General features: G+C 62.1%; 23 protein-coding genes. 19 read left to right on the forward strand and 4 right to left on the reverse strand.

All coding sequences use genetic code 11. The features are described 5' to 3' along the window. The first annotated feature begins 149 nt into the window (after positions 1–149). From LF599_RS02100 to LF599_RS02140, 9 genes are all read left to right on the forward strand, one after another. Positions 150–2,318, forward strand: coding sequence for a PAS domain-containing protein (locus LF599_RS02100; RefSeq protein ID WP_279522119.1), 2,169 nt, complete (start codon positions 150–152; stop codon positions 2,316–2,318). Next, positions 2,285–2,707, forward strand: a complete 423-nt coding sequence (locus LF599_RS02105) for a GGDEF domain-containing protein (RefSeq protein WP_279522120.1) — start codon at positions 2,285–2,287, stop codon at positions 2,705–2,707. Before LF599_RS02100 ends, LF599_RS02105 begins: the two co-directional genes overlap by 34 nt. Before the next feature lie 232 nt (positions 2,708–2,939). Then, positions 2,940–3,467, forward strand: coding sequence for an RsbRD N-terminal domain-containing protein (locus LF599_RS02110; RefSeq protein ID WP_279522121.1), 528 nt, complete (start codon positions 2,940–2,942; stop codon positions 3,465–3,467). 198 nt (positions 3,468–3,665) lie between these two features. Then, complete coding sequence (dsrM, locus tag LF599_RS02115; RefSeq protein ID WP_279522122.1) at positions 3,666–4,712, forward strand: sulfate reduction electron transfer complex DsrMKJOP subunit DsrM; 1,047 nt, start codon at positions 3,666–3,668, stop codon at positions 4,710–4,712. Positions 4,713–4,757: 45 nt separating this feature from the next. Beyond that, the gene (dsrK, locus tag LF599_RS02120; RefSeq protein ID WP_279522123.1) at positions 4,758–6,428 is read left to right on the forward strand and encodes a sulfate reduction electron transfer complex DsrMKJOP subunit DsrK; all 1,671 of its coding nucleotides are present in this window, start codon (positions 4,758–4,760) and stop codon (positions 6,426–6,428) included. A 6-nt stretch (positions 6,429–6,434) separates the two neighbouring features. Further along, entirely contained in the window at positions 6,435–6,815 is a 381-nt protein-coding gene (dsrJ, locus tag LF599_RS02125) for a sulfate reduction electron transfer complex DsrMKJOP subunit DsrJ (RefSeq protein WP_279523070.1), read from the forward strand. Further along, positions 6,815–7,588 (forward strand): sulfate reduction electron transfer complex DsrMKJOP subunit DsrO, encoded by a 774-nt coding sequence (gene dsrO, locus LF599_RS02130; RefSeq protein ID WP_279522124.1) that lies wholly within the window; start codon positions 6,815–6,817, stop codon positions 7,586–7,588. Before dsrJ ends, dsrO begins: the two co-directional genes overlap by 1 nt. Before the next feature lie 11 nt (positions 7,589–7,599). Beyond that, positions 7,600–8,826 carry a sulfate reduction electron transfer complex DsrMKJOP subunit DsrP gene (dsrP, locus tag LF599_RS02135; protein ID WP_269941034.1) on the forward strand — a complete coding sequence of 409 codons (1,227 nt, stop codon included), beginning with the start codon at positions 7,600–7,602 and terminating at the stop codon, positions 8,824–8,826. 441 nt (positions 8,827–9,267) lie between these two features. Beyond that, positions 9,268–10,893, forward strand: coding sequence for an FmdE family protein (locus LF599_RS02140; RefSeq protein WP_279522125.1), 1,626 nt, complete (start codon positions 9,268–9,270; stop codon positions 10,891–10,893). A gap of 837 nt (positions 10,894–11,730) precedes the next feature. Here the strand turns inward: LF599_RS02140 and LF599_RS02145 are convergent. Further along, positions 11,731–11,937, reverse strand: coding sequence for a hypothetical protein (locus LF599_RS02145; protein WP_279522126.1), 207 nt, complete (start codon positions 11,935–11,937; stop codon positions 11,731–11,733). A gap of 1,397 nt (positions 11,938–13,334) precedes the next feature. On the opposite strand from LF599_RS02145, the gene LF599_RS02150 reads away from it, so the two are divergent. The 6 genes from LF599_RS02150 to LF599_RS02175 all read left to right on the forward strand — a co-directional run bounded on the left by LF599_RS02150 (position 13,335) and on the right by LF599_RS02175 (position 21,764). Beyond that, entirely contained in the window at positions 13,335–14,336 is a 1,002-nt protein-coding gene (locus LF599_RS02150; RefSeq protein WP_279522127.1) for a DUF3089 domain-containing protein, read from the forward strand. 58 nt (positions 14,337–14,394) lie between these two features. Further along, complete coding sequence (locus tag LF599_RS02155) at positions 14,395–15,783, forward strand: FAD-binding oxidoreductase (protein WP_279522128.1); 1,389 nt, start codon at positions 14,395–14,397, stop codon at positions 15,781–15,783. A gap of 93 nt (positions 15,784–15,876) precedes the next feature. Then, positions 15,877–17,019, forward strand: coding sequence for a (Fe-S)-binding protein (locus LF599_RS02160; RefSeq protein WP_279522129.1), 1,143 nt, complete (start codon positions 15,877–15,879; stop codon positions 17,017–17,019). 7 nt (positions 17,020–17,026) lie between these two features. Then, complete coding sequence (locus LF599_RS02165; RefSeq protein WP_279522130.1) at positions 17,027–17,896, forward strand: hypothetical protein; 870 nt, start codon at positions 17,027–17,029, stop codon at positions 17,894–17,896. A 269-nt stretch (positions 17,897–18,165) separates the two neighbouring features. Beyond that, the gene (secA, locus tag LF599_RS02170; RefSeq protein ID WP_269941041.1) at positions 18,166–20,712 is read left to right on the forward strand and encodes a preprotein translocase subunit SecA; all 2,547 of its coding nucleotides are present in this window, start codon (positions 18,166–18,168) and stop codon (positions 20,710–20,712) included. A 194-nt stretch (positions 20,713–20,906) separates the two neighbouring features. Continuing rightward, a complete protein-coding gene (locus tag LF599_RS02175) occupies positions 20,907–21,764 on the forward strand; it encodes a hypothetical protein (RefSeq protein ID WP_279522131.1) in 858 nt (285 codons plus the stop codon). A 9-nt stretch (positions 21,765–21,773) separates the two neighbouring features. Here the strand turns inward: LF599_RS02175 and LF599_RS02180 are convergent, their stop codons facing one another. After that, positions 21,774–22,031 (reverse strand): hypothetical protein, encoded by a 258-nt coding sequence (locus LF599_RS02180; protein WP_279522132.1) that lies wholly within the window; start codon positions 22,029–22,031, stop codon positions 21,774–21,776. Positions 22,032–22,289: 258 nt separating this feature from the next. Next, positions 22,290–22,556 (reverse strand): DMT family protein, encoded by a 267-nt coding sequence (locus LF599_RS02185; protein WP_279522133.1) that lies wholly within the window; start codon positions 22,554–22,556, stop codon positions 22,290–22,292. A gap of 182 nt (positions 22,557–22,738) precedes the next feature. Here LF599_RS02185 and LF599_RS02190 point away from each other — a divergent pair, with 182 nt between their 5' ends. Both LF599_RS02190 and LF599_RS02195 read left to right on the forward strand, forming a co-directional pair. Then, on the forward strand, positions 22,739–22,933 hold the full coding sequence (locus LF599_RS02190; protein WP_279522134.1) for a hypothetical protein: 195 nt from the start codon (positions 22,739–22,741) through the stop codon (positions 22,931–22,933). Continuing rightward, positions 22,933–23,760 carry a ubiquinone/menaquinone biosynthesis methyltransferase gene (locus LF599_RS02195; RefSeq protein ID WP_279522135.1) on the forward strand — a complete coding sequence of 276 codons (828 nt, stop codon included), beginning with the start codon at positions 22,933–22,935 and terminating at the stop codon, positions 23,758–23,760. Before LF599_RS02190 ends, LF599_RS02195 begins: the two co-directional genes overlap by 1 nt. 76 nt (positions 23,761–23,836) lie before the next feature. On the opposite strand, the gene LF599_RS02200 is transcribed toward LF599_RS02195, so the two are convergent. Next, the gene (locus LF599_RS02200) at positions 23,837–24,043 is read right to left on the reverse strand and encodes a DUF2065 domain-containing protein (RefSeq protein ID WP_272701711.1); all 207 of its coding nucleotides are present in this window, start codon (positions 24,041–24,043) and stop codon (positions 23,837–23,839) included. A 66-nt stretch (positions 24,044–24,109) separates the two neighbouring features. Between LF599_RS02200 and LF599_RS02205 the strand changes: the two genes are divergently transcribed. Together LF599_RS02205 and mqnB are read left to right on the forward strand one after the other, a co-directional pair. Continuing rightward, positions 24,110–25,426: a nucleotide sugar dehydrogenase gene (locus tag LF599_RS02205; RefSeq protein WP_404823749.1), complete on the forward strand. Its 1,317-nt coding sequence runs from the start codon at positions 24,110–24,112 to the stop codon at positions 25,424–25,426. A 9-nt stretch (positions 25,427–25,435) separates the two neighbouring features. Further along, positions 25,436–26,125: a futalosine hydrolase gene (mqnB, locus tag LF599_RS02210; RefSeq protein ID WP_279522137.1), complete on the forward strand. Its 690-nt coding sequence runs from the start codon at positions 25,436–25,438 to the stop codon at positions 26,123–26,125. The last annotated feature ends 19 nt before the right edge of the window (positions 26,126–26,144 follow it).

Raw genomic sequence — 26,144 nt, forward strand, 5'->3', positions numbered from 1 at the left:
GGAGAAAAGGGAAAAATTGTCAGACCCGCTCGACAACGGCGGCTCGAAGAAGTATGGTTTCCGCCCGCATCCGGCCTTCTGTGGCCGACCGACCGATGCCGGGCAATAGTTACCAATGGCGGCCCCGCCGTCCACCGAGGACAAAGCGTTTGAAGCACCATCGCACCACCCCCGACGAAAGGCTCCTGGAGCGGGTTCGGGAGCACTCCGCCCGCCTGAGGGAAGGCGATGATCCCGTGGAGTTCTGGGCTTCGTTTTGCGAGGCGGAGCTGGCTGGCCGCGACGTTGTCCCGAGCGGCGGCGAGGACTGCCCGACGGACCTGCGCGCGTCCCGGATGCGCACCTTGCTGCTCAGTATGCGCACCCCTGTCCTACTGCTTAACGCCGATTTCGAGGTGGAGGTCATGAATCCGGCGGCTGTCGAGCTGACCGGGGCGGAGAACCTTGAAGCCTGGTGCGGCGGCGACCATGATCCCGTGCCCCTGGACCGGCTCGCTCCCTGGCTGGTGGGCTCGCTTGAGGCGGGGAATTTCCGGGAGGACGGCGGTTGTTGCAGGCTTGACGTGCCCGTGGCCCATCGGACGGGCGATCGCCATTTCAATGTGTCCGTCTCCCTGACCTCGGATTTTTCCGACCGCCACGATGGCTACGCCGTGGTGCTCGACGACATCTCCGACAGGGTCGAGGGCGAGCGGAAGCTGGCCAGCGAGCGCAACCGGGTGGCCCACTATCTGGATGTGGTCGTGAGCATGGTCTTCGCTTTGGACGCAGCCGGGCGCATATCCATGGTCAACCGAACCGCCTGTAGGGATCTGGGGTACGCCGAGGAGGATCTTCTGGGCCGGGACTGGGTCGATGCCCTGGTGCCGCCGGAAAGCCGTGACGAGATCCGGGACTGCCTCTGCCTGGTCCTTTCGGGCCAGGTCGAAGACGAGGACGAACGGTCCTTCCCCGTGACCGCCGGAGACGGAGAGCCCCGGATGGTCCTGTGGCAGTGTCGGCCTTTGGGGCATGACGGCTGCCTGCCTGCCGGGCTGCTCCTCTCGGGCGTCGACATCACCGAGCCGAGAGCCGCCGAGGAGGCCCTGGCCGAAAAGGAGTTGTGGCTGCGCAGTACCTTCGTGGCCCTGGGCGAGGCCGTGCTTATCCTCACCCCCGACATGAAGATTCTGGACGCCAACCCGGCGGCCGAGGCCATGTTCCAGAAGAGCCAGCCGGAGTTGCAGGGGATGCCCGTGGGCAACCTGCACGTCAGCGCGTCCCATTACGAGGATTTTCAGGGCAGGGTCCGGACGGCCTTCGAGGCCGGGGAGCGCGCCCTGTTCGAACTGTCCCTGAAGCGCGGCAACGGCGAGATTTTTCCGGCCGACCAGTCGGTTTCGCTCATCAAGGGCGACGATGGGGCCACCCTGGGCGTGGTCAACGTCATCCGCGACATTTCCGACCGCAAGCACGCCGAAGCCAAGCTCAAGCGCAGCGAGGAGAAATTCCGGCGCATTTTCGAGACCATTGAGGAAGGCTACATGGGCACGGACCTGGAGGGCATCGTGCTCATGGTCAACCCGGCCACGTGCAGACTGCTTCGGTACGAGGAGTGCGAGTTGGTGGGGAGGAAACTCGACACTTTGTACAGGCAGTCCGCCGAGCGCAATGATTTCCGGAAGGTCCTGCGCGAGAAGGGAGCCGTCCGAGGTGTGCGGATGACCGCCCGGCGCAAGGACGGAAGCCTCATCGTCATCGAAGCCAACGCGCATCAGGTCCTCAACCATCTGGACGAGCCTGTGGGCATGGAAGGGACCTTCCGCGACATCACCCGGCGCGTCGGGGCCGAGAAGGCCCTGCGCGAGAGCGAGAAGCAGTACCGGGCCTTTTTCGAGAACAACCACGCCATCATGCTTCTGACCGATCCCAAGTCCGAGCGGATCATCGACGCCAACCCGGCGGCCGGGGACTTCTACGGCTACCCGCTTGAAGTCATGCGGACCATGAACATGAGCCAGATCAACGACCTGGACCGGGACGAAATGTTCGTGGAGATGCGTCGGTCCATGGACGAGGGGCGGACCTACTTCATCCTCCGCCATCGACTGGCGAGCGGAGAACTGCGCGACGTCGAGGTCTATTCCGGTCCGATCATGGTCCAGGGGGTGCAGCGGCTCTACTCGGTCATCCACGATGTGACCAAGCGCATCGAGCTTGAGCAGGAGATGAAACTCCTCGCCACAACCGATGCCCTGACCGGCGCCAACAACCGACATCAATTTTTTCCCTCGGAGGGGTTGAGGTGCAGCGGGCCAAGCGTTATGAACTGCCCCTGACAATGCTCATGTTGGACATTGACTATTTCAAGTCAATCAACGACACCTACGGCCACGCCGCCGGGGACGTGGTCCTCAAGGCGATGGCCGCCTCCGTCTCGTCCATTCTGCGCGCCTCGGACATCTTCGGGCGTCTGGGCGGGGAGGAGTTCGCCGCCATATTGCCTCAGACCGACATCGAGGAGGGGGCCGAAGTGGCCGAAAGGCTGCGCAGTACCCTGGCCGGGCTCGGGGTGGAGGTGGGCGATGAGCGAGTCTCCTTCACGGTTTCCGTTGGGGTCACAAGGGTGGACGGCAGGGACAGGACGGTCGAGGAGGTCCTCAACCGGGCCGACGAAGCCCTGTACAAGGCCAAGCGCATGGGGCGCAACAGGGTCGTACGGGGCTGAAGCGGGGGCGTTTCCGCTGTTTTCGGCAGGGCCGTCAACCTCTGAGAACCCTTTTCATTGGCCGGTTTTTCCTTGAAAAAACCTTGACGTTTTCCCATGGGTTTGGAATATGGTTCTGAGTTTTAAGTGATGATTTTCACAACTTATCAAGAGCCCTTCCGTGGAATTCCCGCCTGCTCCCTGGGGAGCCGGGCCGCAAGTGGGCCAATTCACGGATTGTTGCAGGTTGTTAATGACTTTTGAATCAATGTTGGCCGCAAGAAAGGCCGAGCTGTCGGAGAAGTGGGCGGATCTGGTCCTCAAGACCTATCCCAAGGAGACCCAGAAAGTGTGGTCCCGGCAGAAAGATCGATTTCAGAACCCCGTGGGGGCGGCCATTATCGAGGCCACCGGGGAGCTGATCGATCATTTGATCGAGTGGCAGGATGCGGGACGGATCGCCGTCAGCCTGGACAGGCTCATCCGCATCAGGGCGGTGCAGGATTTCACCCCCTCTCAGGCCATCAGCTTCGTGTATCTGCTGAAGAAACTCCTTCGCGACGAGTTTTTCCGGCCCATGAAGAAGAACGGCACATTGGACGAGCTGCTTAAATTCGAGGCCAAGGTGGACAACCTGGCCATGATGTCCTTCGACATCTATTGCAAGAGTCGCGAAGAGGTGTTCCGGTTCCGCGTGGAGGAAGTGAAGCGCACGCAGAGCAGTCTGCTCAGGAAGGCCGGATTGGTAGCGGACGTTACGGTCGACAAATCGACCGATTAGGGACGCGCCGGGTGTGGCGTACGGTGTAAAGCCGGGCGAAGTATGACGAGGGGTGGGGGTTCCGGTCCATGAGGCCGGGGTCCTTCTTCTGTGCATAGCTTCAAGCCTCTTTGCATCGGCCCCGCCGAAGGCGTCCCGAAAGTGGCAGGCCGTTCAGGTTATTACCCGCGGTCCAACCTTCAAGCGAGGTGACGGTAGATGAATGCTCTTTACTCACTTCTGTTCGTCTTTCTCCTGGTGTTGATCCCGTTGTTCGGGGTTGATGCGGCACACATGAGGACTTTCTTCGGTGTCTGCATCCCGACAACGGCGTTCATCATCTTCATTATCGGCTTTGTATACAAAGTCGTCACCTGGGGCCGGAGCGCCGTGCCGTTCCGCATCCCTACAACCGGCGGACAGTTCAAATCCTTTGACCCAGAACTGTTCAAGCAGAACAAGCTGGACTGTCCCCAGACCGGCGCCCAGACCTTCTTCCGCATGGTGCTTGAGGTCTTTGCGTTCCGGTCTCTGTTCAGGAACACCGCAGTGTCCCTGCACGAGGGCAAGGACTACCCCGTAGTCGCCTACAAATCGAGCAAGTGGCTGTGGCTCTTCGCCATCACGTTCCACTACTCCTTTTTCATCATCGCCCTGCGGCATCTGCGCCTCTTCCTCGAACCGATCCCGTTCATTCCGGTGGGCGCGCTTGAGTTCGTGGACGGCATCCTGCAGATCGGCGCCCCGGTCATGTACCTGAGCGACCTCGGCCTCGTGGCCGGCGTGCTCCTGCTCATGGGCCGCAGGCTGATAAACGCCAAGATCAACTACATCAGCTATGTCTCCGACTTCTTCCCGCTGTTCCTGATCCTGGCCGTCGCCCTGTCGGGCATTTACATGCGCTACTTCGCCAAGGTCGACATCATCGCGATCAAGGAGCTGACCATGGGTCTGGTGACGTTCCACTACGTCGTCCCCGAGACCATCACCGTCTCCTTCTTCGTGCACGTCTTCCTGGTCAGCGTACTCATGGCGTACTTCCCGTTCAGCAAGCTCATGCACATGCCGGGCGTCTTCCTGTCCCCGACCCGCAACCTGCCGAACGACTCCCGCGCCAAGCACCACGTGAACCCGTGGAACGATCCCAACATCAAGGCGCACGCCTACGCCGACTACGAGAAGCAATTCGGCGTGCCCATGGCCGAGGCCGGGCTGCCCCTGGACAACCCTGAGAACGGCGTACCCGAAGACAAGGCCGAGGCCTAGGGTTCACCATTCGGTGATACTTTCTTCATTCGAGGAGATAAGAATATGTCCGACATTCCCAAAGCAGATGAGCTCTTCAAGAGCATAGATTACAATCCGCCCGCGACGGGCTGGATGGATACTCCGGTGGACTTCTCGCCGGGCCACTGGTGTTATCCCGCCAAGCCCGAGAAGATCGCGTACATGGACACCAAGCTGCCCGGCCTGTGGGGCGAGCCGCGTGAGTGGCTGCCCTCCGACTCGGATTGGAAACTGCCCCCCAACTGGAAGGAAACCGTGGTCAACGGCTTCCGCGAGCGGCTCAAAAAGTTCCGCTCCCTCCAGTTGTTCATGGATATCTGTGTGCGCTGCGGCGCCTGCGCCGACAAGTGTCACTACTTTATCGGCTCCGGCGATCCCAAGAACATGCCGGTGCTCCGCGCCGAGCTGATGCGCTCGGTCTACCGCGGCGAGTTCACCCTGGCAGGCAAGATCCTGTCCAAGTTCACCGGCTCCCGCGTCATGGAAGAGCATGTCCTGAAGGAGTGGTTCATCTACTTCTACCAGTGCACTCAGTGCCGCCGCTGCTCCCTGTTCTGCCCCTACGGCATCGACACTGCGGAAATGACCATGATGGCCCGCGAGCTGATGCACCTGGTCGGCCTGAACACCAACTGGATCATGGAGCCCGTCTCCAACTGCAACATCACCGGCAACCACCTCGGCATCCAGCCCCATGCCTTCAAGGATATCGTTGATTTCATGGTCGACGACATCGAGGAAGTCACCGGCCGCCGGGTCAAGGCCCCGCTGAATGAGAAGGGCCACGAGATTCTGTTCATCACGCCGTCCGGCGACGTGTTCGCCGACCCCGGCATCTACACCTTCATGGGCTACCTGCTCCTGTTCGACTACCTCGACCTGGATTACACCATGTCGACCTATGCGTCCGAGGGCGGTAACTTCGGCTCGTTCACCAACAACGAGGTCATGAAGAAGCTCAACGCCAAGATGTACGCCGAGGCCGAGCGCCTGGGCTGCAAATGGATTCTCGGCGGCGAGTGCGGCCACATGTGGCGCGTGGTGCACCAGTACATGGACACCATGACCGGCGACACCCAGTGGTCCGGCATGACTACCCCGAAGTCGCCCATCACCGGCACCGTGTTCGACAACGCGGCGGCCACCAAGATGCTCCACATCACCGAGTTCACCGCCGACCTCATCAAGCACAACAAGCTGAAGCTGGACCCCAGCCGCAACGATCACCTGCGCGTCACCTTCCACGACTCCTGCAACCCCGCCCGGGGCATGGGCCTTCTGGAAGAGCCGCGCTACGTGCTCAAGCATGTGTGCAACAACTTCTTCGAGATGCCCCCCGCGACCATCCGCGAACAGACCTTCTGCTGTGCGGGCGGTTCCGGCCTGAACACCGACGAGATCATGGAAATCCGCCTGCGCGGCGGCCTGCCTCGCGGCAACGCCCTGCGCTATGTGCAGGAGAAGCACGGCGTCAACCTGATGGCCTGCATCTGCGCCATCGACCGTGCGACCCTGATCCCGCTGGCCGATTACTGGGCCCCCGGCGTGACCATTTCCGGCACCCACGAGCTGGTCGCAAACGCCCTGGTTCTCGAAGAGGGCGAGGTCCGCACCATGGACATGCGGCAGGAACCCCTCCCCGGTTTCGAGGACGAAGAGGACGATTGGACGCCCCCGAGCAAGGAGGATGCATAAATGAAAATGTACAACGGATTTGCTATCGTCGCCGGGCTGGTCATCTTCTTCGCGATGCTGACCGCTCCCTTTGCGCTCGGCACCATGACCAAGCAGTACAAGGAACCCGAGCTCAAGCTGCCCGTGAACGAGAAGGAGTGCATCGAATCCACCGAGTACATGCGCACCAATCACATGCAGCTCCTGAACGAATGGCGCGACTGGGCGCTGCGTGACGGCAAGAGGACCTATACCAACCACGCTGGCAAGGAGTTCTCCATCTCCCTGCAGAACACCTGCATGAAGTGCCACGTCAGCAAGGCCGACTTCTGCGACAAGTGTCACAACGACGCGGGTGTCTCTCCCTACTGCTGGGATTGCCACGTTCAGCCGGAGGGTTTGAAATAATGAAGAACAGCAGAAGAACCTTCATCAAGCTTGCCGGTATCGCTGCTGCCGGTCTGGCCGTGGCCCCCAAAAAGGTCCTGGCCTCGGGCGGCGGACATGCCCCGGTCAAGGTCAACGCCACGGCCTCCCATGCGAAGCATTGGGCCATGGTCGTCGACACCACCAAGCTGCACACCGCCGAAGCCATCGACGAGCTGGCCAAGGTCTGCCACCACATCCACAACGTGCCCTCCATCGAAGGCAAGAAGGAAGTGAAGTGGCTGTGGCATGACTCCTACGGGCATTCCTTCCCCGAGCAGGAGAACCCGCACCTGGCCGAAGAGGTCCACGAGCGCGTCTTCCCGCTTCTGTGCAACCACTGCGAGAACCCCCCGTGCGTTCGCGTCTGCCCCACCAAGGCGACCTTCCAGCGCCCGGACGGCATCGTGGCCATGGATTACCACCGCTGCATTGGCTGTCGGTACTGTATGGCTGGCTGTCCCTACGGTTCCCGTTCGTTCAACTGGGGCGATCCCAGGCTGAACCTGGACCTGGCCAATCTGAACCCGGAGTTCCCCACCCGTATGCGCGGCGTCGTCGAGAAGTGCAACTTCTGCGTCGAGCGTCTGGCCGTGGGCAAGAAGCCCGCCTGTGTGGAGGCCTCGAACGGCGCCATGTTCTTCGGCGATCTGAAGGACCCGGATTCCGAAGTCCGCAAGGTGCTTCGTGAGAAGTTCACCATTCGTCGTAAACCCTCGGCAGGCACTGAGCCCAGTGTTTACTACATCATCTAGGAGGACTCCGAATGCTTGAATTAGCTCTCAAAGGCTCCAAGAGATACTACGGCTGGATTGCGTTCCTCCTGGTTCTCATTGGCATCGGTTCCACCGCCCTGGTGGACCAGTGGATAAACGGCCTGACGATCACCGGCATGAGCCGCGACGTGTCCTGGGGCTTCTACATCTCCCAGTTCACCTATCTGGTCGGTCTGGCCGCCTCCGGCGTCATGATCGTGCTGCCGAACTACTTTCATTCCTATAAAACCAACAAGCACATGGTCATCTTCGGCGAGTTCATGGCCATCGCTGCGTGTATAATGTGCCTGCTGTTCATCGTCGTGGACATCGGGCAGCCCACCCGCATGATGAACATGATCTTCCATCCCACTCCGAACTCCATTCTGTTCTGGGATATGATCGTGCTCAACGGCTACCTGTTCCTCAACCTGCTCGTGGGCTGGACCTGTCTGCAGGCTGATCGCCAGCACCTGCCTCACCCGCAGTGGCTCAAGCCGTTCATCTACATCTCGATCATCTGGGCCTTCTCGATCCATACCGTGACCGCGTTCCTGTACCAGGGCCTGCCCGGCCGCCACTACTGGCTGACCGCCATCCTGGCCGCCCGCTTCCTGGCTTCCGCGTTCTGCTCCGGTCCCGCGATCCTGCTGCTCGTCATGATGATCACGGAGAAGTTCACCAGCTTCAAGATGGCCAAGAACGCCGTTTCCACGCTCGTGAAGATCATCGCCTACGCCATGTGCGTGAACATGTTCTTCTTCGCGCTGGAAATCTTCACCTCGTTCTACTCGAACATCCCGGGTCACATGCACCCGATCCTTTACCTGTTCGAGCACGCGAGCTCCGGTCTGGTCACCCTGATGTGGACCTTCATCGCCTTTGCCGCGATCTCCATCACCCTGCTGGTGACCCCGCGCTTCCGCAATAACTACAAGCTGCTGCCCTGGACCCTCTGCATCCTGATCGTCGCGACCTGGATCGATAAGGGCCTGGGCCTGCTGATCGGCGGTTTCAACCCCACGCCGTTCGAGACCATCACTTCCTATTGGCCCACCACCAAGGAACTCATGGTTTCCATGATGGTCTACGCCGTGGGCGCACTGGTGGTGACCGTGCTCTTCAAGATCGCCACCGAGGTCAAGGCCGAAGTGGGGCATTCCCAGAAGCTGGACTGCGGTTGTTCTTCCGAGGACACCTGCGAGTGCGCGCCTGAGGAATCCCCGGTCGAAGCCTAACTCCGGCACAGCCTGGCCACGTAACGTCACCTCGCTAGGCAACTAGGCTGCAACAGGGCCGCCCCGGAAACGGGGCGGCCCATTTGTTTGGGAAGCGCGCGAACAACCGGCCGTTACGTCGGACTTAAGCGCTCGCGACCCTGCACTGAAACCTGCATTGCCGAAATTTGCGGAATACTCCGCCGACAGTGCAAGGATATGTCTCTCCATGTCCCGTTTGGAGCAGAAGACGGCGAAGGGGCTTTGGAGTATGGTCCTTTTTATCGCGCGGCCGTGTGGACGGACGCGCTAGCTTGCTGGGCTTGTGCTGAAACCGGCAAGGTTCGCGTGTGTTGCGACATTGACGAGTGCATGGCATAGTGCATCTCCATTAATAATCGGCGAGTAGAGGAAGGTACGGAGGCGGTTGCGCCGCACACCTTATCGCATTGCGAGGAAAGCATGAATATTGGCCAGTACACTTTTGAAGAGTTCAAAAATAAAGCCAAGGAATTTCACGGATATCCAGCTCCCGGTCTGTTGATCGGCGGGTACATGGTCGAGGCCGCCAAGGCGCGTCTCCCCGAAGGAACGCTGTTCGAGGCCATGGTCGAGTCGGGCAAATGTCTGCCTGACGCGGTCCAGCTTCTTACTTTGTGTTCCACCGGCAACAACTGGATGAAGGTCAAGTTGCTCGGCCGTTACGCCGTGTCCCTGTACGACAAGTACACAGGCAAGGGCTTCCGCGTGGCCGTGGACCAGGCGAAGCTCAAGGATTGGCCTGAGATTCGCGCCTGGTTCATGAAGGAGAAGCCCAAGGCCGAGCAGGACACCGAACAGCTTTTCAACGAGATCGAACAGGCCGGGGACACCATCTGTTCCATTCGGCCCGTGACCATCTCCAAGAAGTATCTCGGTCACGGCCACATGACCACCATCGACGTCTGCCCGGTCTGCGGCGAGGCGTATCCCGGTTCAGACGGCTCCATCTGCCGCGGCTGCCAGGGAGAGGCTCCCTACGAGTCCATTGAGGGGGCGCTCTGCGTCGACGACGCGCCAGACCTCAAGGCCGTGCGCGTCGAGGAGGCCGTGGGCAAGAAGGCCGTGCACGACATGACCGGCATCGAGCCGGGCGAATCCAAGGGCCCCATCACCAAGGCCGGCGACGTCTTCGACATCGGCGATGTCTGTCGTCTGCAACGCATCGGCAAGTTCAACGTCTATGACGGCGACGCCGTGCCGGGCGACGAATGGGTTCACGAGAACGACGCGGTCAAGGCGTTCGCCAAGCGCATGGCCGGTCCCGGCATCACCTACGACCCGAACCCGGAAGAGGGCAAGATCAACTTCTTCGCGGAGTACGCGGGTATGCTGTCCATCGATCTGGACGCGCTGAACCGATTCAATCTCTCCCCGGACGTCATGCTGGCCACCCGGCACGACGGTTCCATCATGCCCGAGGGCAAGGGCGTGGCCGGAACCCGCGCCATTCCCCTTTACATCTCCCGCGACAAGCTCAGCCGCGCCCTGACCGCTCTGGGCGAGGGACCGGTCCTGTCCGTTCTGCCCCTCAAGCCCGCCAAGGTCGGCATCCTGGTCACGGGTACCGAGGTGTTCCAGGGACTCATCGAGGACAAGTTCATCCCCATCATTTCGTCCAAGGTCATTCATCTCGGCTGCACGGTCCACATGACCGACATCGTGCCCGACGATCGTGAGGCCATCACCCGTGCGGCCACGGCCATGCTGGAAGGCGGCTGCGATCTCATCGTCACCACGGCGGGCATGTCTGTCGACCCGGACGACGTAACCCGCGCCGCCCTGGTGGATGCCGGTCTGCACGGCGACCTGTACGGTGTCCCCATGCTGCCCGGCACCATGACTCTGGTGGGCAAGCTACGCAATGCCGCCATCATCGGCGTACCGGCCTGCGCCTTGTTCTACAAGACCACCGCCTTCGACGTGGTTCTGCCCCGCATTCTGGCCGGGCAGGAACTCCGCCGCAAGGACCTGGCGCGTTTCGGTGAAGGCGGGTTCTGCATGAACTGCAAGACCTGTTCGTTCCCCAAGTGCCCCTTTGGAAAGTAAGGGGGCTTACAGCCGGAAGTTAATGAAGAGGCCGTCCGAAAGGGCGGCTTTTTTTCATGTCTTGATGGGCGGCTCGGCGCGTGGCGCTAGGGGCCGGACCCTGCCTCTGTTGGCAGGGGGAGATGCGCTTGCCGGATGGTGCGTTAACTCGTTGAAGCAGGCGCGCCTTTGGCGCGAGAGCCAGTGTGGAGGCTTTGCCTCCTCAGCTTCCATGCCCTCCCGGCGGGGTCCATTTCTTTTGCTGGCCCAAAAGAAATAGACGAAAGAAAAGGGCCTTGCGCCAGCTTGGCCGCCCGCAGGATCTTCGGCAAGAATCCGATCCGCTCGGGTCGGCTCCATCCCAGCAAAAGTATAAGTCCTTCTCTGGTGGACAGCTCTCCACTCTCGCCAGCATTTCCTTGCTCGTCACGAGAGCCGCCGTCCCTTCGCGGTCGGCTTCTACGCCGCTGATCCAGGGCTGGGATTGGGTGATTCTCCACAGGAGCTTGGTTGTGGGGGAGGGAGTGTTTTCGCGGGATGGTGCGCCAGCTTGTTCGGGCTGTGAGAGCCAGTGGGGGCGGCTTCGCCTTCCCCAGCTTCCATGCCCTCCCGGCGGGGTCCATTTCTTTTGCTGGCCCAAAAGAAATAGACGAAAGAAAAGGGCCTTGCGTCAGCTTGGCCGCCCGCAGGATCTTCGGCAAGAATCCGATCCGCTCGGGTCGGCTCCACCCGATCAAAAGTATAGGGCCTTCTCCGGTGGACAGCTCTCCGCTCTCGGTAGCATTCCCTTGCTCCTCACAGGAGCCGCCGCCCCTTCGCGGTCGGCTTCTACGCCGCTGATCCAGGGCTGGGGTTGGGTTATTCTCTACAGGAGCTTGGTTGTGGGGGAGGGAGTGTTTTCGCGGGATGGTGCGCCAGCTTGTTCGGGCTGTGAGAGCCAGTGGGGTCGGCTTCGCCTTCCCCAGCTTCCATGCCCTGCGCGGGCAGCGGATCTTTTTTGCTTGCCCAAAAAAGAACCAAAAAAGGGCCTTGCGCCAGCTCGGCCGCCCGCAGGATCTTCGGCAAGAATCCGATCCGCTCTGGTCGGCTCCATCCCAGCAAAAGTATAAGTCCTTCTCTGGTGGCCCGCTCTCCACTTTCGATAGCACTTTCTCGATCTTCACAGGAGCCGCCGCCTCTTCGCGGTCGGCTTCTAGGCCGCCAATCCAGGGCTAGCGTTCGTAGGGCCTTTGAGGGTGCGCGGTCGCCTTTGGGTGTTCATTGGAGACCGAAGAGCCTGAAATAGGTCCTTTTCGCGTTGGAAGACAGGACCTCGCTTGCGCGGGAGACGTTCGAAAGCCGGGGCCTAGAGCCTGTCTGAAGCGGCGAAGCGTGGGCCGACTGCGTCTGCCGAAGGCAGACATCCTGTCGGCCAGCGAAAGCCGCTACAGGCTCTTGGCCACTGCTATCGGGAGCACGCAGGGCCAAAAAAGCGCAGTTTTTGCTTCCTTTTTTCTGCGCCAGCAAAAAAGGAAGTCGCCGTAAAGGCGAAATAAAGCGTAAGGATGCCGCGCGCCGTCGAACGCGAAGCGCGCTAATATCCACGCGCTACATCACACTTGCCTTTGGGAGGGCCTTCGTTTCGCTCATGGGTGTTCCTTTGAGAACGAAGAACCTAAATGAGCCTTCCCGCGTTGGAAGACAGGGCCTCGCTTGCGCGGGAGACGTTCGAAAGCCGGGGCCTAGAGCCTGTCTGAAGCGGCGAAGCGTGGGCCGACTGCGTCTGCCAAAGGCAGACATCCTGTCGGGCAGCGAAAGCCGCTACAGGCTCTTGGCCACTGCTTTCGGGAGTACGCAGGGCCAAAAAAGCGCAGTTTTTGCTTCCTTTTTTCTGCGCCAGCAAAAAAGGAAGTCGCCGTAAAGGCGAAACAAAACGTAACGATGCCGTGCACCGTAGAACGCGAAGCGCGCTAATATCCACGCGCTACATCACACTTGCCTTTGGGAGGGCCTTCATTTCGCTTATGGAAGCTCCTTCGAGAACGAAGAACCTAAATGAGCCTTCCCGCGTTGGAAGACAGGACCTCGCTTGCGTGGGAGACGTTCGAAAGCCGGGGCCTAGAGCCTGTCTGAAGCGGCGAAGCGTGGGCCGACTGCGTCTGCCAAAGGCAGACATCCTGTCGGCCAGCGAAAGCCGCTACAGGCTCTTGGCCACTGCTTTCGGGAGCACGCATGGCCAAAAGGCGCAGTTTTTGCTTCCTTTTTTCTGCGCCAGCAAAAAAGGAAGTCGCCGTAAAGGCGAAATAAAACGGAACGATGACGCGCACCGTAGAACGCGAAGCGCGGCACTATTCACCGCACTCCCCCTCCAAAATAAAAATAAAGCAACAAATCTGCGCTTTCGATTCTATTTTTTTGCGTCTCGCCTTTATTTTTTTCATATGAGCTGTTACTCATGTGATAAAAACAACAAGGAGATGCTCATGCGCTTCATTCGGATCGTAATTTTCTCCTTATTCTTCTGTGTTGGAGCCTTTTGCGTAGCATCGTTCGCGGCGGATTCCGACGCAGACGATTGCATCCCTCCATGCCCGGACTATGCCCAACCGGCCAGTTGGGCCGCGCTGCCGGAACGGCCGAACAAGAATGTGGATGTGTTCTACGTCTACCCGACCATTTATTTCGAGAAGTCCCCGAAAAACATGGATGTGTTCGACGAAAAGCTTCGATCCGCCGCGCAGGGGCTGCTCAATGCCCAGGCCGGGGCATATTCGTCCTCGGCGAATCTGTTCGCGCCGTATTACCGCCAGGTGACCTTCGCCTGCCTCGATCCGGAACAGGACATGACCCAGAACAGGTATTTCCGGATCGGGGCGGACGACGTGCACCGGGCCTTCGATTATTATCTGAACCACCTCAACGATGGGCGTCCGTTCATCCTGGCAGCGCACAGCCAGGGGTCGGTGGTCCTTCTCGACCTGTTGTTCAGCCGGTTCAAGAATCCGGCCCTGCGCAAGAAGCTCGTGGCCGCCTATGTCATCGGCTATTCCGTGACCCGCGAGGATCTCGCGCGCCATACGTGGATCAAGCCCGCGCAGGGGGCGGACGACATCGGGGTGGTGGTGTCCTGGAACACCCAGGCCCCGGGCGCGACAGGGTCGCCGGTGCTGTTGCCCGGCGCCCTCTGCATCAATCCGCTCAACTGGCGGACCGACGACACCCCGGCGGATAGGAGCCTGAATCTCGGGGCGGTTTTCTTTGACGACGCCAAGGGCGAGGTTTTGCGCATCGTGCCGCAATACACGGGGGCGCGCATCGACCTCGCCACCGGCGCGCTGGTGGCCTCGCCGCCGGATACGTTCGTCACCGGGCATTTCCCGCCGGGCGTGCTGCACAAGTACGATTACGCATTCTGGTATCGGAACATCCAGCGCAACGTGAATGAGCGGATAGACGCCTGGTTCAAGCATTACGGGTGTGACTAGACGCGGAGGCGGCGGACCGCCATTGACAGGCCCGCCGCCGCCCCTTTAGGTTCGCTCCATGCCGCAATACGCCAAGTCCTTGACCGCCGCCCACAGGGCCTTTCTTACCGATCTGTTTCCCGGGGACGGGTGCGTGCTCGAAACGGAGCATCTCAACGCCTTTTCCACCGACGCAAGCCGCAGGCGGGCCATGCCGTGGGCTGCTGTCCGGCCGGAGAGCCGGGAGCAGGTGGTCGAGCTGTTGCGTTGGGCCGACGTCGAACGGATGCCGGTCTATCCCAGGGCCCGGGCCACCGGACAGGTGGGCAACACGGTGCCGCTGTGGGGCGGCGTGACCGTCTCCCTGCTGCGCATGAACCGGATCATCGACATATCCGAGCGGGATTTCGCGGCCGAGGTGGAGCCGGGGGTGATTACCTCCGATTTTCAGGAGGCGTGTGCCGGCAAGGGACTGTTCTATCCACCGGACCCGGCCAGCGTGAAGATTTCCACCATGGGCGGGAATATTTCCACCTGCGCCGGCGGATTGCGGGCCGTCAAATACGGCGTGACCCGCGACTGGGTGCTCGGCCTCGAAGCCGTGCTTCCCGGCGGCCGGATGCTGACCATGGGCGGGCGTTCCCACAAGGACGTTGTCGGCCTGGACCTGAAGCGGCTCTTCGTGGGCGCGGACGGCAAGCTCGGGCTCATAACCCGGGCCACGGTCAAGCTCATTCCCCTGCCCGCGATTTCAAGTTCGGTCCTGGTGGGTTTCGCCGATCTGGCCGCGTCCATGGACGGGGCCATGGCCGTGTTCGGGGCAGGGCTGTTACCCTGCGCCTGCGAGTTCATGGATGCCACCACCCTCAAGGCCGTGCGCATGGGCGGCGACATCCCCCTGGCCGAGGAGGCCCAGGCCGCGCTGCTCTTCAAGTTCGACGGCACGCCGGAAGGGGTGGCCGCCGAGGTGGAGCGGCTGCGTGAGGCGCTTCGGCCCGTCAGGCCGGTCTCCATCGAGGTGGGCGAGGGCGAAGCCGAGGAGGCTGTCTGGGCCGCGCGCCGGGACATCTCCCCGGGCTCCTACCGGCTCAGGCCGAACAAGCTTTCCGAGGACCTTTCCGTACCGCGCGGCCGAGTGCCCGAACTGGTGCGCATCGCCCACGAGGCGGGCCGCGACGCCGGACTACCGGTGCTTTGCTATGGCCATCTGGGCGACGGCAACATCCACACCAACATCATGCACGACGCGGAACGGCCGGACGAGGTCCGCGCCGCCCACCGGGTCAAGGAACGGCTTTTTCGTACCGCCGTGGAACTGGGCGGGACCATCTCGGGCGAGCACGGCACCGGGCTGACCAAGGCGTCCTTCGTGCCGGAGCAGCTCGGCGCGGAACAGGTGCGCGTCATGGAGGCGGTGCGCCGTGTCTTCGACCCCCACGAGATCATGAATCCCGGCAAGGGATGGTAGGCTACAAGGTCCGGAAGGCCCACGGCCCGGCCGATCCCGCCGCCTCGGGTCGGGTTGTTGCCAAGGACCGCCGACGCGGGTAGGACCTAGTCCATGTCCGATCGCATTTCCCAACACGCTTCCCACTGCATCCTTTGCGGCAAGTGTCTTCAGGTCTGCCCGCTCCTGCGGGCCACGGGCCGCGAGGAGCTGGGGCCGCGCTCCAAGTCCGACCTCTGCCGCGTGCTGGCCGAGGACCCGGGGCGGCTGTCCGAAGTGGATGCAGCACGGCTCGCCGGGCTTTGCCTGGGCTGCGGCCGGTGCCGCGAGGTCTGCTCCCAGGGGCAGGACGTGCCCGGCTTGGTGGCGGCCCTGCGTGGGGCGCATCCGAACTTCCGCTCCTGGCTGTGGAAGACCTGGCTAACCCGCGCCCGGCAGCTCTGGTCGCCCGGCTCCAAGGCGGCGGGGCTCATTCCGGAGCGGTTCCGCACCGAGAAGCTCGGCCCCATGCTCAAGATGCTCGCGGGCATGACCGGCGGGCCGGGGCTCGATCCCTTCCTGACGCCGAAGACGTTTCCCGACACGTATCGGGGCGAGCGGATGCTTTTGTTCGCGGGCTGTACGGCCAACTATGTGCAGGGCCGCTGGCTCATGGCCGCCCTGCGGTTGCTTGACGGCCTGGGCGCGGACATTTTGCCGGACGGGTTCGTCTGTTGCGGCTCGGGCCTCAAGGGGGCCGGGTTCGCGGACGAGGCCGGGGCCATGGCCGAACGGAACGTGGCGGTCTGGCGCGAGGCCGGGCGGCCGCGCGTGGCCGTGTTCTGCGCCTCCTGCCTGGCCGGGCTGGCGGCCTACGACCGTTTCGAGTCCGACGAGGAGCGGGCGCAGTGGGCCGAATCCCTTCTTCCCCTGTCGGTTGCTGTACGCGACATCGGATTCGTGATATCCGACAATGCGTCGGAACGTATCGGCTACCACCACCCCTGCCACGCGGGCAAGGGCGACCCGGACCGCGTTTTCCTGCGTCATGCGCTCGGCGACCGGCTGATCGCGGAAACGGACAGGGAGTGCTGCGGTTTCGGCGGGGTCATGCGGTTGGCCGCGCCCGGTCTGACCGAGCCGGTCAACCGGCAGTGCTGGGATGCGCTTCGGGATGCGGACATGGTCCTCTCGGGTTGCTCCGCCTGCCTGGCCCAACTCTCGGCCACCGCGCCGGATCGGGTGAAAGTGGGGCATTGGCTTGAAACCATAGGGTAGGTGCGCGATGTCTGGCAGGATTTCGCCGTTGGCCGTGGTCAAGACGGCCGTGTCCATCGGCTGGAGACGGAAGTGGACGTTTTTCGGGCTGGCCCTGGCCGGTCTCTTGCCGGTCCTGTTGCTGTCCGGCCTGCCTGCCCTGGCTCCTTCCTGGCGCGGGCCGTTTCTCATTCCAAGTTCTTTCGTCCAGTTCCTGGCTATGCTTTTTCTGGTGACGACGGCCAATCATCTGGCCGTGACCATGCAGGAGGGCGAGGGAACCGTTTTCCCGGTTCCGTTCTGGGCGGCAATGGGCCGGGTCTTTGTCCGGGGGCTGATCCTCATGCTGATCTCCCTGGGCCTATTGCTCCTGGTCGTGGGGCCGCTGGCGGTCTTGGGCTATCAATTGCTTTTGGAGGGGGCGGAAATCCTCCCGCCGTTTCTGGAGGTGCTGATACTGGCCTTGGGCGCGGGGATGTACGTCCTGTTCGTTTGTTTCCTGTTCCGTTTCGGGATCATGATTCCCGGCGCGGCCGTGGAGCATGTGATCGGGGTTCGCGAGGCCCTGGCCATGACCAGGGGACACGCTTGGCGCATGTTCTGGTCCATGATGATGATCGTCGTTCCGGTCATGGCGCTTTCCGCGCTCGTTGAAGCGCTTGTTTCTGCCGCCTCCCTGGCGGGCGGTTTCGGCTGGGTCCAGGCGGTGCCGCTCCTTCTTCTGCTTTTCGTGGATATGTTTTCCTGGATAGTTCTTCTGGCGCTGAACGCGGTCTGGTACCGGAAGCTTCTTGATCTGCGCGCAACCCCCGGCGGCAGGACGTTCGATTTCGAGCCCGCGCCGCGTCCCGCCTCCTATGTGGGGCCGTACGCGGACCTGGGGAAACGCGGAAAATAGGTCGCGCGGTCCGCGCGTGGCGGCCCACTCCACGATGCCTTTCGCCGATCCGGCCCGTTGCGCCGTCGAGAGCGGTTCCGTCCGGTCCGTCGGGTGCGGTGGCGCCTTTTACGCCCGGTCCGCTTTGTGCTATCCCTGACTGCGCCGAGGAAAAGGGGTTTGTCACGCGATTGTCGCGTTGACTTTCCGGTTTCCGACTTTATCATGCACAACAGCGTTTGCGGCCACGCGTATTCGGGCCGCCAAAGATTTTTCTGGAGAACCCCCATATGCTCAAAAAGATCTTCGGTTCCAAGAACGACCGATACCTGAAGAAACTCAAGCCGATCATCGCGCAGATCAATGCGCTCGAACCGGAGATGGAAGCTCTGTCCGACGCCGACTTTCCGGCCAAGGTCGCAGCCTGGAAGGGACAGGTGGCCGCGGGCGAGAAAACCCTGGACGACCTGCTTCCCGAGTGTTTCGCCCTGGTCCGCGAGGCGGGCAAGCGCGCTTTCGATCCGCCCATGCGTCACTTCGACGTGCAGCTCATCGGCGGTATGGTCCTGCATCAGGGCAAGATCGCGGAGATGAAGACAGGTGAGGGCAAGACGCTCGTAGCCACCCTGGCCGTGGTTCTGAACGCCCTGGCCGGCAAGGGCGTCCACGTGGTCACGGTCAACGACTATCTGGCCAAGCGCGACGCCGAGTGGATGGGCCAGCTTTATAATTTCCTCGGTCTGACCTACGGTGTCATCGTCCACGGCTTGAACGACCAGGAGCGTCAGGAGGCCTACCGGGCCGACATCACCTACGGGACCAACAACGAGTTCGGCTTCGACTACCTGCGCGACAACATGAAGTTCTACAAGGAGCAGTTGGTCCAGCGGCCGCTTAACTTCGCCATCGTGGATGAGGTTGACTCCATCCTCATCGACGAGGCGCGGACCCCGCTCATCATTTCCGGTCCGGGCGAGAAGTCTTCCGGGCTGTATCGCCGCGTGGACGCCATCGTGCCCAAGCTGGTCAAGTCCAGTCCCATGGACCCCGAGGACAAGGACGCCGTGCCCGACGGCGACTTTGTCCTGGACGAGAAGACCAAGTCCATCACCCTGACGGACGCGGGCGTGGAGAAGATCGAGGGCCTTCTCGGTGTGGACAACCTGTTCGACCCGCAGAATATTTCCTATCAGCACCATGTGCTTCAGGCGGTCAAGGCGCATCACTGCTTTCAGCGCGACGTGGAGTACATCGTCAAGGACGACCAAGTGGTCCTGGTGGACGAGTTCACCGGCCGCCTCATGCCCGGCCGACGCCTTTCGGACGGCCTGCACCAGGCCATCGAGGCCAAGGAAAACGTCAAGGTCGAGGCCGAGAACCAGACGCTGGCCTCCATCACCTTCCAGAACTATTTCCGCATGTATGAAAAGCTGGCGGGCATGACCGGCACCGCCGACACCGAGTCCGTGGAGTTCCAGCAGATCTACGGTCTCTCGGTGGTGGTCATTCCGACCAACATGCCCATGGTCCGGCAGGACAACGCGGACTCCATCTACAAGACCCAGGAAGAGAAGTACAAGGCCATCGCCGAGGACATCGGGGAATGCTACCGGCGCGGCCAGCCCACCCTGGTCGGCACGGTTTCCATCGAAAAATCCGAGGTCCTTTCCGGCCTGCTCAAGAAGCTCAAGGTCCCGCATAACGTTCTCAACGCCAAGCAGCATGAGCGCGAGGCGGAGATCGTCCTGGAAGCGGGGCACAAGGGCAAGGTGACCATCGCCACCAACATGGCCGGCCGCGGCACCGACATCAAGCTCGGCGAGGGCGTCCGCGAACTGGGCGGCCTGCACATCATCGGCACCGAGCGTCACGAGTCCCGACGCATCGACAACCAGTTGCGCGGCCGCGCCGGACGTCAGGGCGACCCGGGTTCCTCCCGCTTCTACCTCGCCCTGGACGACGACCTCATGCGCCTGTTCGGCTCCGACCGCCTCAAGGGCATCATGGAGAAGCTCGGCCTTGAGGACGGCATGGCCATCGAGAACAAGATGGTTTCCAACGCCATTGAGAAGTCCCAGACCCGAGTGGAGGCGCATCACTACGAAATCCGCAAGCAGCTCCTCGAATACGACGACGTCATGAACCAGCAGCGCGAGGCCATTTACGGCCTGCGACGCGAACTCATGGAGAGCAAGGAAGTCGAGCCCATCGCCCTGGACTACGCCGCCGACCTGCTGGAGGAAATACTTCGGCCCGCCCTGGAGATGAAAGGCGGCGTGGACAAGGAAACCGAGGAATCCGTGCGCGCCCGCCTGGAGGAAGTCTTCAACTTCGAGCGGTTCGAGGACTGGGGAAAGTCCGGCCTGCCCGACATGGAGCAGGCCCGCAAGTGGGTGGATGAAATCTTCGCCTACCTGCGCGCCTCGACCAGCGAGCATTACCAGGAAATTTTGCGCTACTTCCTGCTCGACTCGCTCGACCGCAACTGGAAGGAGCACCTGCTCAACATGGACCACCTGCGCGACGGCATCGGCCTGCGCGGGTACGGTCAGAAGGACCCCAAGCAGGAGTATAAGCGCGAAGGGTTCGAGCTTTTCTCCGAGCTGATCTACACGCTCAAGGAGAACGCTCTGCGCGCCTTCTCTCACCTGCGCATCCAGGCCGAGGTCCGCGACGACGAGTTCAAGCACGAGGATACGGACGACCTGCAGTACACGGACCACGAGTCGGCCCAGGAAAAGAAGGCCGCCACCGTGCGCAAGGACGCCAAGATATCCCGCAACGCCCCCTGCCCCTGCGGCAGCGGCAAGAAATACAAGAAGTGCTGCGGCGCATAGGCCCGGCGCGATCGGTATTCCAGGCCCGGTCCGGCATTCGCCGGTCCGGGCTTTTTTTGCGCATTGGGCCCGGGCGGACCATATTGCGTTCGCCTCCGCGAGCGTGTAAACATCGCCGGATGGCCCGCTTTATCATCCTTCTTATATTCCTTCTCGGTTGCGTCCCCGGCGCTTTTGCCCAGACGGACCTGACCATGGGCAATGAGCCGGGTTTTCTCGTGGCCGCGCCGACCAACGTGAACCAGAATCTTCAGTTGCAGGCGGCCATGGGGTACGTGGGCGAGGCGGACTTCACCAACGGGCTGGGCAGCGTGAGCGTTCTTCACAGTTCCCTGTCAGCCGACTACCTCATCTTTCACCTCTCCTACGAGCTTTCCTCTTTCAACTGGATCAACAAGTCGCAGTTGGCCCGCCGTTTCGACTCAGGGGATGAGATCGTGCCGTGGAGTTCGCTGCACGATATCACCGTGCAGGCCCGGCTGCTCAACGACAAGTTCGCCGACGATTGGCGGTATTGGGTCAACGGGGAAGTGGACGCCTCCTTCGAGGAGAGCGCGCCCGGAGCCGTGGGCGTCGGTTTCGACGGTGGATTGGCCTATGATTTCTGGGACGGCTGGATGCTGGGCATAACCGCCAAGACCGTGGCGATGTCGGCCCTGAGCAGCGACCTGTTCGGAAACGTGGAGTTCGGCATTGCCGTGGCTGTCTCGCAGAAGACCCTGCGCAAGGCGTTCGAGGCCATTGGTTTGGTGGAGGACGCCGAGGCCGGAACGGACACCATCGGCCTGAACTTCGCCTTTTCCACTCTGGACAAGACCTACCGCCTCGCTGCGGACAATCCTATCTACAGCGGCGGCTACCTTGGACTTGTTCGTTCCAAAATCGGGGTATATCTGGACTATCTGCCCAATGAGAACCTGACGTTGAGCATTGGGCCGGAGTATCACTACAACCGGAAATACAAATTCTACAACAAGGCGGGCACGTACAAGTCCTCGCACGATCTGGATAACGCCATGGGCGGGTTCGCCCGCATTTTATGGCGGTTCTGACGGGAGAGGCTATTCCTGCGGGGCCAGTGGCTCACGGCCGATGGTGTCAAGCCGCCAGCGGGCCGCGCTCGACGGTTCGGCAGAGCCGTCCAGGATCTTGGAGGTCAGCTCCCACACCTCGTTCATCTCCTCACTGCTGAGGTCGTATCCCCGGTCCCGGATGTAGGATTCCAGGGCTGAACGGTCCTTGATGATCATGGCCTCGCGGATCATGTCGGGATTGGACAGGGCGTCTCCCATCAGTCGCGAAAGTTCGTCTCTGCTCATGTGCTCCTCCGTGTGGCCGCATCGGCGGCCGATCGCTGAATTCGGGCAATCCCGGACAGGACGAGCGTTGCGGCCTGAACACGGGGAGAAGTTCGCGAACGGGGGCCGCTTATCGGGAAAAGTCCGTAGATTGTCCTGCTGGTTCTATATCAGGCGGGACGGATCATGGCAAGCCGGTCGGCAGCCCGGAGACGCTTGCGCGGCGGCTTTGCGAAGCGGCCGGAAATGGTCTGGTGAGCCGGTCCGTCCAGTGCAGGATCAGGACCGGAAGATGAAATAGACCGCCCCGAGCAGGCAGAGGGCCGCCCACAGGTAGTCGAGCTTGAGGGGCTGGTGCATGTAGAACAGGCAGAAGGGCGCGAACACGGCCAGTGCGATGACCTCCTGCATGATCTTGAGCTGCGGCAGGGTCAGCTCGGTGTAGCCCAGCCGGTTGGCCGGGACCTGGATGAGATATTCGAACAGGGCGATGCCCCAGCTCGCCATGGCCGCCACATACCATGGCCGCAGTCCAGCGAAAATCACCCGGCGGAACGTTTTTTCGCATTCCCTAAACCCCTCGACGAACCGGGGCTGTGCGTGCTACGGAACCCGAAAAAAGAGAGGGGCTTTCAGGTTTCTCCCTTTTCCCCGCCCGGCTACCCTGACTGTGTTGGTCAAGGCCATTTCCCACCGGGCGGTTTTCCTTTACGCCCGGGAGCGAGATCATGGACAAGTACGATAAGCAGGCGTTGCAGGTGGCCAAGGAAGTGGTCATCAAGTTCATAGAGGTGGGACGCATCTCCCCCTCGAACTTCGGTCAGAATTTCGACGTGATATACAAAGACATCATGCGCACCATCACCGGCGTGACCGCCGGGGACGACTCGTACGGCTCGGAAACCTCGGAAGAGGGCGAATAATGACCGCTTCCGAATGCGGGTCCCATACCGGGGCCTCCACTCATGCCGAGCACGGCAGGCGGGTGGCGGACATGTTCGGCCGCATCGCCGGATGGTACGATTTTCTCAATCACGCCCTGTCAGGGGGCCAGGACATCTACTGGCGATACCGTCTGGCCAAGGCGGCCCGGCCCGAAGCCGGAGGCGCCATCCTTGATCTGGCCGCGGGCACAATGGATGTATCCGTGGAGCTGCTCAGGCAGTATCCGGACTGCCGGGTGGCGGCACTTGATTTCGCCCTGCCCATGCTGGAAAACGGCAAGGCGAAGAAGCTCAAGCGCGGGCGGGAGAAGCGCATTTCCCCGGTCCAGGCCGACGGCCGCAACCTGCCCCTGCCCGACAACTGCATGGCCGCAGCCACCATCGCCTTCGGCATCCGCAACATCCTGCCCCGGGCGGACGCCTACGCCGAGTTCCTGCGGGTCCTCAAGCCCGGAGCGAGGCTTTGCATTCTCGAATTCGGCACCGGGTCCAAGCGGGTCTGGAAGGGCCTTTACAATTTCTATCTCGACAAGGTCCTGCCGTTTCTGGGCGACCGCATTTCCGGTGATCCCGGCGCGTATCGCTATCTGGCCGAGACCATCAAGAGCTTCCCCGACGAACGGGCATTGGGCGCGGAACTGCTTGAAGCCGGCTTCGAGCGGGTTTACAACGTGCCGATGATGTCCGGCATCGTGTATCTGCACGTGGCCGAGAAGCCGCGCGCGGGTGAGGCCGTTTCCGCCAAGCCCGCTTCCGAGGAAAAGGGCGCTCGAAAAAAGAGGGCCGTTTCAAAGAAGCGGAAGTGACGCGCGGGCGCGGGCAAAGGCCCGACCCGGCGTTGAGCCTTGCCGGAAAGGTTTGGCGGTCTGGACAGTATGTCGGTTAAAGAGATAAAGAGCGGCCGAACGAGATGACAAGAAGGCCGAGAATGATGGCGACCAGCCCGATGAAGCGCAGAAACTTCGGCGGCTGCACGGCCATCCGGGCCAGCAGGCCGGGCATACGTTCGGCGAACAGGAAATAGGGGATGCCCTCGAAGACCAGGGCCAACCCGACTGCGGCGATGAGAAGCGACCAGTCGATATTCATTGGGTCAGTAAGCCACATTCCCCGCCTGGTGTCCACCCGCGGAATGAAAGGAGCACGTATATGAGCATGGTTGATTTTGAACGGTTGCGGACCAAGGAAGACGCTATTGCCGTGGTCGGCCTCGGATACGTGGGGCTGCCTCTGGCCGTTGCCTTGGGCCGCCATTTCCGGGTGATCGGCGTGGACGTGTCCGAGCGTCGCGTCGAGGAACTCAAGCGTCGTGTCGATCGGACCAACGAAGTGGATTTCGCCACGGTCGGCGACGATGTGGACCTCGTCTTCACCGCCGATCTGGCTGATCTGGAGAAGGCGCGGCTCATTCTGGTGGCCGTCCCCACCCCCATCGACGAATTTCGCACCCCGGACCTGCGTCCCGTGCGCGGGGCGTCCACCTCGGTGGGCAGGCATCTGCAACCCGGTTCCGTGGTTGTCTACGAATCCACGGTCTACCCCGGCCTGACCGAAGAGGTCTGCGTGCCCATCCTCGAAGCCGAGTCCGGGCTCAAATGCGGTAAGGATTTCTGCGTGGGCTACTCGCCCGAGCGCATCAATCCCGGCGACAAGGTCCACCGGCTGGAGACCATCACCAAGGTCGTGGCCGGGCAGGACGAGCCCACGGGCAAGCTGTTGCAGCAGGTCTACGGCACCGTGGTCAAGGCCGGGACGCATCTGGCCGCGAACATCCGCACGGCCGAGGCCGCCAAGGTCATCGAAAATACGCAGCGCGACCTGAACATCGCGCTCATGAACGAGCTGGCGCTTATCTTCGACACCATGGGCATCGACACCCTGGATGTGCTTGAGGCCGCCGGCACCAAATGGAATTTCCTTCCGTTCCGGCCCGGGCTGGTGGGCGGCCACTGCATCGGCGTGGACCCGTACTACCTGACCTTCAAGGCCCAGGCCCTGGGGCTGCACCCCCATGTCATCCTGGCGGGCCGCGAAATCAACGACACCATGGGCAAGTTCATCGCCGAGGCGACCATCAAACGGCTCATCAAGAGCGATTGCAAGATCATGGGCGCACGTGTGGGCGTGCTCGGACTGACCTTCAAGGAGAACGTCCCGGATCTGCGCAACACCCGTGTGGTGGACGTGCTGGCCGAGCTTGAGGACTACGGCGTGGAGGTGCTGGTTCACGATGCCGAGGCCGACGTCGACGAGGCGCGCGAGGAGCTGGGCGTGAACCTGCGGCCTCTGGAAGATCTGCGCGGGCTGGACGCCCTGATCCTGGCCGTGCCGCACAATGCCTACAAGGCGTTCGCCGTCAAGGACCTGAAGAGCTGGTTCAACGACCCGGACAAGGCTCTGGTGGTGGATGTGAAGGGCTTTTTCGACCGGGCCGAGCTTGAGGCCGAAGCCGTCGATTACTGGCGGCTGTAGGACGGGCTCGTGCTTCTGGTCCTGACCGCCACGCCCAATGAGATGCGGGCCGCCTTTCCCGATGCGCCCGTTGTGGTTTCGGGCGGGACGGCCGAACACGCCGTGGGCGGACGCAACCTGCTGTTGGGCGTGACCGGCGTGGGGCTGGTCAATACTGCCCTGAACGTCGGGACCTGGCTTGGCGGCCGGGACCTGGACGGAGTGGTGGACCTTGGCATCGCCGGGGGGTACGACTTGGGCGAGACGCCCATGGGGACCGTCTGCTTCGCCTGGCAGGAGACCTGGCCGGAATATGGCCTGCTCGGCGAAGACGGCGCGGCCGATCCCAAGGCGATCGGTTTCGCCCAGGGCGAGGCCGAGGGCCGGAAAATATGGAACCGGGTCAAGCTTTCGCCGGTCCGCGACGCCGCCCGCATGGGACTGGCTCTGGGCGACGGCTGGACGCGCGCATCCAGCGTGACCGTGTCCGGTGTGACCGGCACCCCGGAACGGGCCGGTTGGCTCAAGGTTTTTTGCAACGGCCAGATGGAAAACATGGAGGGATTCGCCGCGGCCTACGCCGCAGCCCTCAGGGAGCTGCCTTTCCTGGAGGTGCGGACCATCTCCAACCTTGTGGGTTCCCGCGAACCCGAGGACTGGGACCTCAAGGGCGCGCTACGATCGCTCAAGGGGGCGGCGGACACGCTGTTCGCCGCGTAATACGGGACTTGCCCCGCAA

It is taken from the genome of Pseudodesulfovibrio thermohalotolerans (assembly GCF_021353295.2).
GTDB lineage: Bacteria > Desulfobacterota > Desulfovibrionia > Desulfovibrionales > Desulfovibrionaceae > Pseudodesulfovibrio > Pseudodesulfovibrio thermohalotolerans.

Bases quoted from the DNA above. Each gene is read 5' to 3' on its own strand.
- LF599_RS02200 (WP_272701711.1), bottom strand. From the start codon at position 24,043: ATGAATATCGACTGGTCGCTTCTCATCGCCGCAGTCGGGTTGGCCCTG.
- dsrP (WP_269941034.1), top strand. From the start codon at position 7,600: ATGCTTGAATTAGCTCTCAAAGGCTCCAAGAGATACTACGGCTGGATT.
- dsrM (WP_279522122.1), top strand. From the start codon at position 3,666: ATGAATGCTCTTTACTCACTTCTGTTCGTCTTTCTCCTGGTGTTGATC.
- dsrJ (WP_279523070.1), top strand. From the start codon at position 6,435: ATGTACAACGGATTTGCTATCGTCGCCGGGCTGGTCATCTTCTTCGCG.
- LF599_RS02180 (WP_279522132.1), bottom strand. From the start codon at position 22,031: ATGAGCAGAGACGAACTTTCGCGACTGATGGGAGACGCCCTGTCCAAT.
- LF599_RS02155 (WP_279522128.1), top strand. From the start codon at position 14,395: ATGCCGCAATACGCCAAGTCCTTGACCGCCGCCCACAGGGCCTTTCTT.
- LF599_RS02160 (WP_279522129.1), top strand. From the start codon at position 15,877: ATGTCCGATCGCATTTCCCAACACGCTTCCCACTGCATCCTTTGCGGC.
- dsrO (WP_279522124.1), top strand. From the start codon at position 6,815: ATGAAGAACAGCAGAAGAACCTTCATCAAGCTTGCCGGTATCGCTGCT.
- LF599_RS02190 (WP_279522134.1), top strand. From the start codon at position 22,739: ATGGACAAGTACGATAAGCAGGCGTTGCAGGTGGCCAAGGAAGTGGTC.
- LF599_RS02205 (WP_404823749.1), top strand. From the start codon at position 24,110: ATGGTTGATTTTGAACGGTTGCGGACCAAGGAAGACGCTATTGCCGTG.
- LF599_RS02175 (WP_279522131.1), top strand. From the start codon at position 20,907: ATGGGCAATGAGCCGGGTTTTCTCGTGGCCGCGCCGACCAACGTGAAC.
- LF599_RS02140 (WP_279522125.1), top strand. From the start codon at position 9,268: ATGAATATTGGCCAGTACACTTTTGAAGAGTTCAAAAATAAAGCCAAG.
- LF599_RS02110 (WP_279522121.1), top strand. From the start codon at position 2,940: ATGACTTTTGAATCAATGTTGGCCGCAAGAAAGGCCGAGCTGTCGGAG.
- secA (WP_269941041.1), top strand. From the start codon at position 18,166: ATGCTCAAAAAGATCTTCGGTTCCAAGAACGACCGATACCTGAAGAAA.
- LF599_RS02150 (WP_279522127.1), top strand. From the start codon at position 13,335: ATGCGCTTCATTCGGATCGTAATTTTCTCCTTATTCTTCTGTGTTGGA.
- LF599_RS02195 (WP_279522135.1), top strand. From the start codon at position 22,933: ATGACCGCTTCCGAATGCGGGTCCCATACCGGGGCCTCCACTCATGCC.
- LF599_RS02165 (WP_279522130.1), top strand. From the start codon at position 17,027: ATGTCTGGCAGGATTTCGCCGTTGGCCGTGGTCAAGACGGCCGTGTCC.
- dsrK (WP_279522123.1), top strand. From the start codon at position 4,758: ATGTCCGACATTCCCAAAGCAGATGAGCTCTTCAAGAGCATAGATTAC.